Here is a 12,425-nt window from a genome sequence, read left to right on the forward strand (position 1 = left end):
CGATTTGTGCGATGCAGCATAGCCGGGAATATTGTGCAGCGCAACATACCGGGAGAAAATATTCTGAATTGTTCAGTTTCAGCCGGCGTAGCGACAGCCCGAGGTGCAGGTTTCGTGGACCACGATCTCGGCCAGTAGCGGCAGGTGCGGCTTCAGGCGGTCCCAGATCCAGATCGCCAGGCGTTCGCTGGTCGGGTTGTCCAGGCCGGGGATGTCATTGAGATAGTGGTGATCGAGCTGGTCGTACAAGGGCTGGAACGCGGTCTTGAGGTCGGCGAAGTCCATCACCCAGCCGCTGTCGGCACCGGGTTCGCCGCGAACGCGGATCTCGATGCGGAAACTGTGGCCGTGCAGGCGTGCGCATTTGTGGCCGTCCGGCACGTTGGGCAGGCGATGCGCGGCCTCGAGGGTGAAGACCTTGAAGATGTCCATGGATGTATTCGGATGGGGGTGCCGGGGAAGTGTGGGTTCACGCGCGCGCCGTGGCAATCCGGCCGATTCCGTGGCTTGACGGTTTCCGGCAGCCCCCGCACGCTGCGGTGATGACGAATCCGCTGCTGTTGCTGCGCAATGCCGACGTATATGCACCCGACGCACTGGGCCTGCGCCATCTGTTGATCGGTGGCGGCAAGCTGTTGTGGATAGGCGAAACCGAACCGCAGTTGCCCGCTGCGCTGGAGGTCGAAACGCTCGACCTGGAAGGACTGCGGTTGATTCCCGGCTTGATCGATGGCCATGTCCATGTCACCGGTGGCGGTGGCGAAGCCGGATTCGCCAGCCGGGTGCCGGCGCCGATGCTGACGCGCTACACCACGGCCGGGGTGACATCGGTGGTCGGGCTGCTCGGCACCGATGACGCCGCGCGCGGCACTGCGGAATTGCTGGCGCAGGTGTATGCCCTGCGCGAGTCGGGGCTGTCGGCGTGGGGATATTGCGGCGGCTACCACTTTCCGCCAACCACGCTGACCGGCACGGTGCGCGGCGATATCGCCTTTGCCGAACCGCTGATCGGCGTTGGGGAAGTGGCGATCAGCGATCATCGTTCCAGCCAGCCAACGCTCGATGAAGTCTTGCGGTTGGCATCCGAAGCGCACGTGGCCGGACTGATGACCGGCAAGGCCGGGATCGTCCATCTGCATTTGGGTGATGGCGCGCGCGGCCTCGAACTGGTGCGGCAGGCGCTCGACACGAGCGAGTTGCCGCCGCGGGTGTTCCAGCCGACGCATGTGAATCGCAAGAAAGCTTTGTTCGAGGAAGCGCTGGCGCTGGCGATGCGTGGTTGCCACGTCGACATCACCGCGTTCCCGGTCGAGGAAGGCGAGGACGCATGGCCCGCCGATGAAGCCTTGATGCGCTATCTCGACAGCGGTGCGTCGCCGCAACGGGTCAGCATCAGTTCCGATGCCGGTGGCTGCCTGCCCTGCTTCGATGGCGAAGGCCGCGTCTGCGGCATGGACGTCGGCCACTCCGGTGCATTGCTGGAAACGTTGAATGCGCTGCTGGCGCGCGGCTTGCCGCTCGATCGCGCACTGCCGGCCTTCACCCGCAATCCGGCGACGCTGCTGCGACTGCGCGGCAAGGGCACGATCGCGGTCGGGAGCGATGCCGATCTGGTCGCGCTGGATGGCGAAGGCCGCGCGCATCACGTTCTGCTCGGCGGCGCCATGCACGTGCGGGCAGGCGTGGCGGTCGTGCGTGGTATGTTCGAACATCAACACTGAGAGAGAAGTCGCAGCACATGTGTCCCAGCAAGGTCGCCGATGGCGCGCAACGTGGTTGGATCGTTCCCATCGGCGGTGCGGAGGACAAGGAAAACGACAAGCGCGTGCTGCGCAGGTTCTTCGAACTGTGCGGCGGCAAGGGTGCGGAAATCGCGGTGATTCCCACCGCCAGTCGCCTCAGCGACACCGGCGGGCGCTATGAGCAGATCTTCGGCGGGATGGGTGCGCGCAACGTCAGCGTGCTCGATTTCGACACCCGCCGCGATGCCCACGAACGCAACCGCATCGCGCGCATCGAACAGGCATCGGGCATCTTCATCACCGGCGGCAACCAGTTGCGCTTGTCGACCATCCTCGGCGGCACGCCGGTGGCGCAGGCGATCCGCGCCCGCAATGCCCACGGCATCCCGGTGGGTGGCACCAGTGCCGGCGCCGGCATCCTCAGCGAACACATGATCGCCGGCGGCGAAAGCGAATCGGCAACGCCGCATGCCAACGGCGTGCGTCTCGCGCCCGGACTCGGGCTCACCAATCGCGTCGTCATCGACCAGCATTTCCGCCAGCGCGATCGCCTTGGGCGTCTGCTCGCCGCGCTCGCCTGCAATCCGTTTGCGATCGGCTTGGGCGTGGACGAGGACACCGCGGCCTTCATCGGCCCGGACAACATCATCGAAGTCGAAGGCAGTGGCGCGGTCACCGTGGTCGATGCCGACGGCTTGCAGTTCTCGTCGATGGCGCAGGTCGTCGGCGATGCCGCGGTGTGCATGCTCGGCGTGCAACTGCACATCCTGACCGCAGGCGCCAGTTTCAATCTGGAAACGCGCAAGGCGTCGGCGGGCATGTTGGCCACGGTGAAAGACAGAACGTAGGTTCGGAAAGGGAGTTTCATGCGCATTCTCAATCGCAATGTCTATGTCGGTCCGTCGCAATACGCGAAGTTTCCGGTCATCCGCCTCGAACTCGATCTCGGCGCGCTGGAACAGTGGCCGACCGCGAAGTTGGGCGATGGCTTCATCGAAGGATTGCTGCAGGCATTGCCGGGACTGGCCGAACATGGTTGTTCGTACCGCGAGCCCGGCGGCTTCGTCCGTCGCATGCGCGAAGGCGAGGGCACCTGGCTGGGTCATGTGCTGGAACACGTGGCGATCGAATTGCAGAACGTCGCTGGCGAAGACGTCACCTTCGGCAAGACCCGCAGCATCGATCATCGTCCCGGCGTGTATTCGGTGGTCTACGAATACGCCCAGAAGGAGGAAGGCATCGCTGCCGGCGAACTGGCGCTGAAACTGCTGGACTCGCTGCTGCCGGCGGAATTGCGCACGGCGACCGATGCTTCGTGGAACTGGGAAGAAGAGCGCGACGAGTTCATTCGCTATGCGCAGCGTCGTGCGCTGGGACCGTCCACGGCATCGCTGGTGCGTGCGGCGGAAGAGCGCGGCATTCCATGGCTGCGTCTCAACGAACAGTCGCTGGTGCAACTCGGCCACGGCAAATACCAGCAACGCATCCAGGCGACGGTGACCGGGCGCACGCCGCATATTTCGGTGGAACTGGCCAGCGACAAGGAGGAAACCAACAAGATCCTCGCCTCGCTCGGTTTGCCGGTGCCGCGCCAGGAGTTGGTGCAGAGCTCGGAAGCAGCGTGGCGTGCGGCGCGCCGCCTGGGTGGAACCGTGGTGCTGAAGCCGTACAACGGCAACCATGGTCGCGGTATCACCATCAACATTTCCGCGGAAGAGGACGTGCGTGCGGCGTTCGAGGCCGCGCGCGAGCATTCGCGTTCGGTGATCGTGGAAACGTATCTCGCGGGCGACGATCATCGCCTGCTGGTCGTCAATGGCGAATTGATCGCGGCGACCAGGCGCACGCCCGGCCACGTCGTCGGCGATGGCAGGCACACGGTGACGGAACTGGTCGAAATCGTGAACAGCGATCCGCGTCGTGGCGTCGGCCACGAAAAGGTGCTGACCAAGCTGCAGCTCGATCGCGAAGCCGAATTGATGCTGGAACGCGTCGGCTATAGCGCCGATTCGGTGCCGAAGGAAGGCGAGGTGGTGCCGCTGCGTTCCACCGCCAATCTCTCGACCGGCGGCACCGCGACCGATGTCACCGACATCATCCATCCCGACAATCGCGCGATGGCCGAACGTGCGGTGCGCGCAGTCGGGCTCGACGTCGGCGGCGTCGATTTCCTCACCACCAATATCGCCGAGAGTTACAAGACCATCGGCGGCGGCATCTGCGAAGTCAATGCCGCGCCCGGCTTCCGCATGCACATCGCGCCCAGCGAAGGCACGCCGCGCGATGCCGCGGGACCAGTGATCGACATGCTGTTCCCGCATGGCACGCCGTCGCGCGTGCCGATCGCCGCGGTGACCGGCACCAATGGCAAAACCACCACCGCGCGCATGCTCGCGCACATCACCAAGATGGGCGGTTACACGCCCGGCTTGACCACCACCGATGGCGTTTACATCGATGGCCAGCGCACGGTCGAAGGCGACATGACCGGTCCGGTGTCGGCGCGCATGGTGCTGTCCGATCCGCAGATCGACATGGCGGTGCTGGAAACCGCGCGCGGTGGCTTGTTGCGTGCCGGCATGGGCGTGCCCGAGGTCGATGTCGGCGCGGTCATCAATGTCGCCTCCGATCATCTCGGATTGAAGGGCATCGACACGCTGGAGCAACTGGCGGAGATCAAGCGGATCGTGATCGAAGTCGCACGCGAGTGCGCCGTGCTCAACGCCGACGATCCCAACGTGCTGAAGATGTCGGGCTACACCGATGCCAAGGTCATCTGCTACGTGACGATGAATCCCTCGCACCCGCTGGTGCGCGAGCACATCCGCGCCGGCGGCCGCGCCTGCGCGCTGGAAGCCGGCGTCAACGGTCACATGATCACCCTGTACGACAAGGGCAGCCACATCCCGTTGCTGTGGACGCACCTGATCCCGGCGACGCTGGAAGGGCGCGCACTGCACAACGTGCAGAACGCGATGGTCGCCTCGGCGATGGCGTTCTCGATGGGCATCAAGCTCGATGCGATCCGCCATGGCCTGCGTACCTTCGACACCACCTTCTTCCAGGCGCCGGGGCGGATGAATGTCTACAGCGAACATCCGTTCAAGGTGTTGATGGACTACGGCCACAACGCGCATGCGGTCGGGGTGATGGCCGACCTCGCGCAACGGCTGGATCCGTCCGGTCGCCGCATCGTGGTGGTCGCCGGTCCCGGCGATCGTCGCGATGAAGACCTGCGCGAGATTGCGGCTGCGGTCGCCGGGCGTTTCGATCACTACGTCTGCCGTCGCGATGACGGCTTGCGCGGGCGCGATGGCGACGAGGTGCCGCGCATCATCGCCAAGGCGCTGCAAGCGGCCGGGGTGGATGAGGCCGACATCAGCATCATTCCCGACGAACAGCAGGCGGTCGACGCCGCATTGCGGATGGCGCAGCCGGGCGACCTGGTGCTGATCTTCGCTGATGCGCTGAGCCGTACCTGGAAGCAGATCATCCGCTTCCAGCCCGAGGGCGAGATGCCGCGCGCAGTCCCGCGCACCGAGGTGCCGGCGCTCGACACCACGCTCGACGAGCAATTGGTGGCGGCGATGGAAGGCGTGGTGCGCGACGAACGCGGCCTGCGCTTCGAGCGCGAGGAAAGCGATTGAGCGCGGATGTGATGGGCGAACCATTCGAGGACTCTCGCCGGCTGACCGGCGCCAATCTGTATTTCGATGGATCCGGGGCAGCGCTGGAAACTGTGCCCGGCCTCGCGTTCGATGTCGCCATGTTGAAACGTTGGCACGCCAATATCGTGCGTGCGTGCGATGCACTGGGTTGGCCGGCTGGTGCGATCGTCGTGCGCGAACACGCCACGGGTGCATCGCTGGCCTTCGAGGCGCCGCTCGATCAGCTCTACATCGCGACCGAAGTCAACGAATGGGCGCTATATGCCGCGCTCGGCCTGCGCGCGGACGACACGCCGATGGATGCGGAGGCTGAGTCGCCGCGTCCGCATGTCGCGCATTTCGACGATGACGAAGCCTTGCGTCGTTTGCATGAACTCGCGAGCGCGGAAGCGAAGCCGACGCTGCTCGCGTTGCTCGCTGCCGCACGCGCCCATGGCGTGCCAGCGCACGCCGACGACGATGCGCTGTCGATCGGCGAAGGCGAGACATCGCAGACGTGGTCGATCGATGCATTGCCCGCAGCGGATGCGCTGCCGTGGTCGCAGCTGCACGGCGTGCCGAAGGCGGTGGTGACCGGATCGAACGGCAAAACCACAAGCGTGCGCTTGCTCGCGGCGATGTTGCGCGCGCACGGACTGCGCAGCGGTTACAGCAGCACCGATGGACTGTTCGTCGATGGCGAACGCATCGAGTCCGGCGACTATTCCGGCCCGGTCGGTGCGCGCACGGTGCTGCGCCAGCCGCTGGTACAGGCGGCGGTGCTGGAAAGCGCACGCGGCGGTTTGCTGCGGCGCGGACTGGTGACGAACGATGCCCGCGTCGCGCTGGTCACCAATGTCAGTCCTGATCATTTCGGCGAATACGGCATCCACACCCTGGATGATCTGGCGCAAGTGAAACTGGTGGTGGCGAAGGCGCTGGCATCGAATGGCACACTGGTGCTCAATGCCGATGATCCGATGCTGCTGCGTTACGCTCCGGCGTTGTCATGGCCGCGACGCATCGGCTGGTTCGCGCTCGATCTCGCCACCGCGTGCGCGCATGGCGCACTCGCCTGCGGGATGCGCGACGGACGACTGGTATTGGTTGCCGATGACGGAGAACACGATCTCGGTGAAGTCGTCGCGATGCCGCTCACCGTCGCCGGCAGCGCGCGCTACAACATCGCCAACATCGCTGGTGCTGCATTGGCCGCACAGGCGATGGGTGTGTCGTCCGCGACGATCGCCACGGTGTTGTCGCGATTCGGTAGTGCGCGCTCAGACAATCCCGGACGCCTGCAACGCTGGCGATTGGGTGATGTCGATGTATTGCTCGATTACGCCCACAATGCCGATGGCTTGCACGGACTGTTGCAGGTCGCGCAAGGTTTGCGCCGCGATGGCCGCTTGGCGCTGATCCTCGGCCACGCCGGCAATCGCACCGACGGAGAACTGCGCGCGCTGGCGGACGTGGCTGCCGCAGCGAAACCCGATCGGGTGTGGCTGAAGGACATTGGTGGCGACTATCTGCGTGGCCGCGCCCCGGGGGATGTCGCGGCATTCCTGCGCGAAGCGTTGCTCGCCGCCGGCATGCATACGGACACGTTGCCGGTCTGTCTCGACGAAGCTGCAGCCACGCATCAGGCGCTGGCGTGGGCGAAGGCGGGCGATCTGCTGGTGCTGCCGGTGCATGAACCGGTGCGCCGCGACGTGGTGGTCGCCTTGCTCGATGCCTTGCAGGCATCGGGTTGGCGCGCGGGGCAGGAGTTGCCTGCGATGGTGGCTATGGGTGGACTCGAACCACCGACCCCAGCATTATGAGTGCTGTGCTCTAACCGGCTGAGCTACATAGCCGAAACGCCCGCAGGGTGCGGGGAACCCATAATTCTGCATGGCAACGGACACGGCGTCAATGCTGTTGTTCCGTCACAGTTCGCGTGGCAGAGTCGAAGGCAGTCAGGTTTCAGGAGTCCGCATCGTGATCGATCCGGACGGTTATCGCCCCAATGTGGGCATCGTGCTGATGCGTGCCGATGGGTGCGTGTTCTGGGCGCGGCGCATTCGCCGTGACGGTTGGCAGTTCCCGCAGGGCGGGATGAATTCCGACGAGACGCCGCTGGAAGCGATGTATCGGGAGCTGCAGGAGGAAACCGGCCTGCAGGCCCACCATGTCGAAGTGCTGGGCGCGACGCCGGGCTGGCTGCGCTATCGCCTGCCGCCGCGGGCGATTCGCTACCAGGAGCGCGCGGTCTGCATCGGCCAGAAGCAGGTGTGGTTCCTGCTGCGGCTCACTTGCGATGAAGCCGAGCTGCGACTGGACGCCACCGAGCATCCCGAGTTCGACCGTTGGCGCTGGGTTGATTTCTGGTATCCGATCGACAATGTGGTGATGTTCAAGCGCCGGGTCTATGCCTCGGCCCTGCATCATCTCGCACCGATCGCGCGCGATGCCGCCGGCCAGCAGGCGATTGCGCCACCCGATCCGCGATCACGGGCACTGCTGTTCAACCATGCGCGGCGACGCTCGATCCGGCCGCGCCAGACGGTGATGGTGTCGGTGACTCAGGCTGGCGACGACTGATCGTCGACTTCGATCGCGGGCTTGCCCTGGAAGGTCTCGCGCAATTGCCGGTGCAGGCGGCTGAGCTTGCGCCACAGCCACCACATCAGCAGCAGCACGGTGACGGTGACGGCCATCGCCAGTCCAAAGGCGACCCATGGGTGCGTCCACAGCAGCGCCAGCGCGCTGACGGCGGTGGTGTCCTCGACGATCGATGCGGTCCAGTTGCTGACCGGTTCCGGCGAGGTGTTGATCATCCCGCGGGTCGCGGTCTTCAGCGTGTGGCTGGTCAGCGCGGTGAGAGCACCCGCAGCGAGCATCCCGGTGTGCATGCCCGCGCCGCCATCGGCGCTGCCGCCGGTGATGGTGGGAATGGCCGCTGCTGCGAGGAAGGCGCCGGCTGGCACGCGCAGCAAGGTATGGGCGAGATCCCAGGCGCTGTCGACGCCGGGAATCTTGTCGGCGAAGAATTCGGCGACCGCCATCACCCCGGTGATGCCGAGCACCCACGGCGATTCGGTGACCTGCAGGCCTTCGGGCAGGTGCATCCAGCCCATGGCACCGGCCAAGCCGATGCCGAATACGGTGAGATAGACGCGGATGCCCGCCAGCCAGGCCAGCAGGATGCCGATGATGAAGACATGGGTGGAGGTCAGGTGCAGCATGTGGCACATCCCCTCGGGAACAGATCCCGTTCCGGCGCTTTATGCAGCAGCGTACCTTGACGCGATGTGAAGCCGGGAGCTATACGAGCGTATGACTGCGAAGCCGTCCACACATTCGAATCCGAATCGCCGCCCGTGGCTTGGCGTGACGTGGGCCATTGCCGCGGTGCTGGTACTGGCCGGGGCGGGGCTCGGGCTATGGCGCGCTGCGCATCGTCCGCTGCCAGGTGCGCTGAATCCCGGTGCGGCGATGCCGGGCAACGTCAGCGATCTGCAGCAGGCGCTGGCGAATGCCCGCAAGTCCGACGAGATCTCGCGCGCGGCCAATGCCGAGTTGCAGAAGACGCTGGCGCAGCGCGACGAGGAAAACGCGTCGTTGAAGGCCGATATCGCCTTCTACCAGCGCTTCGTCGGGGCGAACGCAGATCACCGGCCGTTGGCGGTGCAGGCAGTGCGGATGCACCAGCAGGCTGCGGTCTGGCGCTTCGAAGCGATGATCGCGCAGAACACCAACCGTGACGCCGACAACAGCGGCAAATTCACCCTTGGGCTGGAAGGCATGCAGGACGGCAAGTTGCGCAAGCTGGCGTGGAGCGACCTGCGCCAGGACGCCGGCAGCGATGGCGTGCCCTATGACTTCAAGCTGTTCCAGCGGGTGTCGGGCGATATCGCGCTGCCGCCGGGGTTCGCGCCAACGCGGGTGCTGACCCACCTGCAGCCGGTGGGTGGCGCGGCAGTGGACAACTCGTTCGCGTGGAAGGACGTGTTCGAAGCGGATTGAATTGAACGGCGTCCTTCAGCGATCCACCGTCGCCACGATGTCCTGCAGCAGCAGGTCCACGCGTCTGGCAACGGCGACATCGCCATAGGCGCCGGCGGTGACGACGACGCACAGATCCAGGTCCGGCACCACGAAGATGCGTTGGCTGCCGTTGCCGAAAGCGGCGGCCCAGGGGAGGTTCTTGCCCCGCCATTGCAGCGAACCCGTCCACCACTGGTAGCCGTAGCGGGTTCCGTCGAAGCCGGTGTCGAGGCGTGGTTTCAGGGAAGCATCGATCCACTCGGCGGGCACGAGTTGCAGCTCTTTCCATCGGCCGTGATTGAGCACGAGCCTGCCCAGCTTCGCCATGTCGCGGGGACGCATGCGCAGCCCGGTGAAAGCCATCGGTTGACCGTGCAGGTCTCCCGTCCATTCCCAATCGGTGATGCCAAGGGGTTGGAAGAGGCGGGTGCGCGCGTAGTCCTTCAGTGGCGTTGCCGTGGCGCGGGCGAGGATGTCCGCCAGCACCAGGTTGCCGCCACTGTTGTAGTTGAAACGCGTTCCCGGCGGCGCAGCGATCGGTCGACTCAGGGCGTAGTAGGCCGGCGTCCATTTCCAGTAGAGGCGGTGTTCGTCGTCGCGGCCGGGGCCGCCTTCCTGCCATTCGAAGCCGCTGCTCATGGTGAGCAGGTGCTCGATGGTGATGGCGCGGCGCGGCGGCGTCTGCAGGTCCTTGAACTCGGGATAGAAGTCGAGAACAGGTTTCGACAGATCATCGAGCTTGCCTTCCTGCCGCGCGGCGCCGATGAGCAGGCTGACTACGCTCTTGCCGACGGAACGCACGTCGTGAAGCGTGGTGGGGCCGAAGTCGCGGGTGGTGGCAAAGAGGTCATAGACGCCTTTGTCCTTGCCGGCGCGATAGATCTCGGCAACAAGGCGCCCGTGGCGCTCGACGACGACAGCGTGCAGGTCGATCGGCTCGCCGGCAGCCTTTTCAAGCGTGGCCTGCAGTTTCGCCGCATCGAACCCCGAGGCAACGGGATCTGCCCGTTCCCAGCCATCACCAATGAGTGCAGGCAAGACGCCAGCGGCGGGCGCCGGATGGTGTTTGCCGCAAGCGGCCAGGCCAACGAGCGCCAGGCAAAGGATCAGGCGAAGCGGAAGGCGCATCGAGACCTCGGGGATGGCTCGGCGGGCCGACCAATGCGCCGAGTCTACCGATTCCCCGCTTTATTCATGCATCCTCCCGAAATGCCAGTGCTTGCCGAACTTGAATCGCCGCCATTCGCCCTTATCCTGTAGGCATGGAAACGCAGCCCGCCACCACCACCACGCCCAGCTACCAGCAGCTCGATGCGCCATTGGAATTCACGCCGGCCGCGGCCGCCAAGGTGGCTGAACTGATCGCCGAGGAAGGCAATGCCGACCTCAAGCTGCGCGTCTACATCCAGGGCGGCGGTTGCTCGGGCTTCCAGTACGGCTTCGAGTTCGATGAAACACAGGCCGAGGACGACCTCGCCGTGGTCACCAATGGCGTCACCTTGCTGGTCGATCCGCTCAGCCTGCAATACCTGATGAGCGCGTCCGTCGATTACGTCGAATCGCTGACCGGCGCGCAGTTCACCATTCGCAATCCCAACGCGAAAACCACCTGCGGCTGCGGATCGTCGTTCACGACATGACGCCGGCGCTTCCCGGCCACGATCTGCCCGGATTCGCCTTCATTGCCGAACCGCTGGATCGCGCCGACCATTTGCGTACCGATACTGTCGCACTCGCGGCGTTGCGGGCGCGAGCGCAGTGCATCGGCGTAGATGATGACGGACGCGCCGCGACGGATGCACAGGGGAACTTGCAGGTCCTGCGCGCGGGCGCAGCGGAAGATGCAGTGTTCCTCGGCCTGCGCGGTGATGTGCCGTGGTTCGCGCAACGCATCGAACAGTGGCCGGACGATCAGTCCACGCTCGATCTGCGCGCCGCGGCGATGCAATGGCCCGCCTTCGATTCCACCCTGTTCGCGCAGGCGCGCGCGGTGCTGCGCTGGCGTTCGCAACATCGCCATTGCCCGGTGTGCGGTGGTGCGCTGACATTCGCGCGTGCTGGTTGGCAGGGCGAATGCGCGGCGTGCGGCGCGGTGCAGTATCCGCGCAGCGATCCGGCGGTGATCGTCGCGGTCAGCGATGGCGAGCGATTGCTGCTCGGCCGGCAATCGACCTGGATGCCGAAAACGCGCTATTCGACACTCGCTGGTTTCGTCGAGCCGGGTGAATCGCTGGAACAGACGGTGCAGCGCGAAGTGTTCGAGGAAAGCCGCGTGCGGGTGATTCGCAGTCGCTACCTCGCCTCGCAGCCGTGGCCGTTCCCGGGATCGCTGATGCTCGGTTTCGTCGCCCATGCCGAACCCGACATGCCTGATACACACCAGGACGAACTGGAAGACGCGCGCTGGTTCACGCACGACGAAGTGGTATGCGCGCTGGAAGGACGATCTGGCGAAGATGGTCTTGAAGTGTCGCCGAAGGTGTCGATTTCGCGTTGGTTGATCGAACAATGGGCTGCAGGCGCACGCGCCTGACGATTCCCTACCAGCCGAGTCCACCCGGCGCGAGCCAATGGAACGGCGGCCACGGCAGATTGCGCAAGACCCAATAGGTGCACAGCACCCACAGCCATGTTTTCGGATTGCCGAACAGGCGGCGGAATCCCGCGAGTTGCGGTGGATTCCAGCCGGCGGCACTGAGTGCCATCAGCGCGACGACAGGCAGGGCACAGACCAGCAACGGATTCATCGCGAAGGCATGCGCGATGTCGCCGTGCAGCAGGCTGCGCACCACGCGCGTGCTGCCGCAACCGGGGCACCACAGGCCGGTCATTGCATGGAACGGACATTGCGGAAGCGGGAACGGCAAACGTCCTGCATCCGCGGTGGCTACAACCGTGAATGCCGTGGTCGCAGCAACACCGAGGACGACGGTCGGTGCCCACCTCGGCCACGATGGTGCTGGCGATGATGCGATGCCGCGCATCGTCGATGCGGATCAATGACGGA

The 12,425-nt window shown here is 65.3% G+C and carries 12 protein-coding genes, 1 tRNA gene and 1 pseudogene; 9 read left to right on the forward strand and 5 right to left on the reverse strand.

Going from position 1 to position 12,425, the window contains the following annotated elements; genetic code table 11:
* Positions 1-78 precede the first annotated feature (78 nt).
* The gene (queD, locus tag Lysil_RS03380; RefSeq protein WP_103074143.1) at positions 79-432 is read right to left on the reverse strand and encodes a 6-carboxytetrahydropterin synthase QueD; all 354 of its coding nucleotides are present in this window, start codon (positions 430-432) and stop codon (positions 79-81) included.
* 110 nt (positions 433-542) lie between these two features.
* Between queD and iadA the strand changes: the two genes are divergently transcribed.
* The 5 genes and pseudogenes from iadA (at position 543) to Lysil_RS13535 (ending at position 7,212) form a co-directional block, all read left to right on the forward strand.
* Complete coding sequence (gene iadA / locus Lysil_RS03385) at positions 543-1,721, forward strand: beta-aspartyl-peptidase (protein ID WP_103074144.1); 1,179 nt, start codon at positions 543-545, stop codon at positions 1,719-1,721.
* A 17-nt stretch (positions 1,722-1,738) separates the two neighbouring features.
* Positions 1,739-2,590, forward strand: a complete 852-nt coding sequence (locus Lysil_RS03390) for a cyanophycinase (RefSeq protein WP_103074145.1) — start codon at positions 1,739-1,741, stop codon at positions 2,588-2,590.
* Positions 2,591-2,608: 18 nt separating this feature from the next.
* Positions 2,609-5,389 carry a cyanophycin synthetase gene (gene cphA, locus Lysil_RS03395; protein ID WP_103074146.1) on the forward strand — a complete coding sequence of 927 codons (2,781 nt, stop codon included), beginning with the start codon at positions 2,609-2,611 and terminating at the stop codon, positions 5,387-5,389.
* Positions 5,390-6,027: 638 nt separating this feature from the next.
* Positions 6,028-6,318: pseudogene (locus Lysil_RS13530) on the forward strand (Mur ligase family protein); the annotation flags it as partial.
* Between the two features lie 294 nt (positions 6,319-6,612).
* On the forward strand, positions 6,613-7,212 hold the full coding sequence (locus tag Lysil_RS13535) for a glutamate ligase domain-containing protein (RefSeq protein ID WP_240600280.1): 600 nt from the start codon (positions 6,613-6,615) through the stop codon (positions 7,210-7,212).
* Here the strand turns inward: Lysil_RS13535 and Lysil_RS03405 are convergent.
* Positions 7,169-7,245: transfer RNA gene (locus tag Lysil_RS03405), tRNA-Met, on the reverse strand. The genes Lysil_RS13535 and Lysil_RS03405 overlap by 44 nt on opposite strands.
* Positions 7,246-7,369: 124 nt before the next feature.
* On the opposite strand from Lysil_RS03405, the gene Lysil_RS03410 reads away from it, so the two are divergent.
* Positions 7,370-7,972: an RNA pyrophosphohydrolase gene (locus tag Lysil_RS03410; RefSeq protein WP_103074958.1), complete on the forward strand. Its 603-nt coding sequence runs from the start codon at positions 7,370-7,372 to the stop codon at positions 7,970-7,972.
* Here the strand turns inward: Lysil_RS03410 and Lysil_RS03415 are convergent.
* On the reverse strand, positions 7,954-8,607 hold the full coding sequence (locus Lysil_RS03415; protein WP_103074959.1) for a DUF4126 domain-containing protein: 654 nt from the start codon (positions 8,605-8,607) through the stop codon (positions 7,954-7,956). The genes Lysil_RS03410 and Lysil_RS03415 overlap by 19 nt on opposite strands.
* A gap of 154 nt (positions 8,608-8,761) precedes the next feature.
* Here Lysil_RS03415 and Lysil_RS03420 point away from each other — a divergent pair, with 154 nt between their 5' ends.
* Positions 8,762-9,397 (forward strand): DUF6776 family protein, encoded by a 636-nt coding sequence (locus tag Lysil_RS03420; RefSeq protein ID WP_129588344.1) that lies wholly within the window; start codon positions 8,762-8,764, stop codon positions 9,395-9,397.
* 15 nt (positions 9,398-9,412) lie between these two features.
* On the opposite strand, the gene Lysil_RS03425 is transcribed toward Lysil_RS03420, so the two are convergent.
* A complete protein-coding gene (locus Lysil_RS03425; RefSeq protein WP_103074148.1) occupies positions 9,413-10,546 on the reverse strand; it encodes a serine hydrolase domain-containing protein in 1,134 nt (377 codons plus the stop codon).
* A gap of 134 nt (positions 10,547-10,680) precedes the next feature.
* On the opposite strand from Lysil_RS03425, the gene erpA reads away from it, so the two are divergent.
* Positions 10,681-11,058 carry an iron-sulfur cluster insertion protein ErpA gene (gene erpA / locus Lysil_RS03430; RefSeq protein ID WP_103074149.1) on the forward strand — a complete coding sequence of 126 codons (378 nt, stop codon included), beginning with the start codon at positions 10,681-10,683 and terminating at the stop codon, positions 11,056-11,058.
* A complete protein-coding gene (nudC, locus tag Lysil_RS03435; protein WP_103074150.1) occupies positions 11,055-11,951 on the forward strand; it encodes an NAD(+) diphosphatase in 897 nt (298 codons plus the stop codon). Before erpA ends, nudC begins: the two co-directional genes overlap by 4 nt.
* A gap of 7 nt (positions 11,952-11,958) precedes the next feature.
* Here nudC and Lysil_RS03440 read toward each other — a convergent pair whose 3' ends face one another.
* Complete coding sequence (locus Lysil_RS03440) at positions 11,959-12,402, reverse strand: DUF2752 domain-containing protein (RefSeq protein ID WP_103074151.1); 444 nt, start codon at positions 12,400-12,402, stop codon at positions 11,959-11,961.
* Between the last annotated feature and the right edge of the window lie 23 nt (positions 12,403-12,425).

The organism is Solilutibacter silvestris (genome assembly GCF_002895945.1).
GTDB classification, from domain to species: Bacteria; Pseudomonadota; Gammaproteobacteria; order Xanthomonadales; family Xanthomonadaceae; genus Solilutibacter; species Solilutibacter silvestris.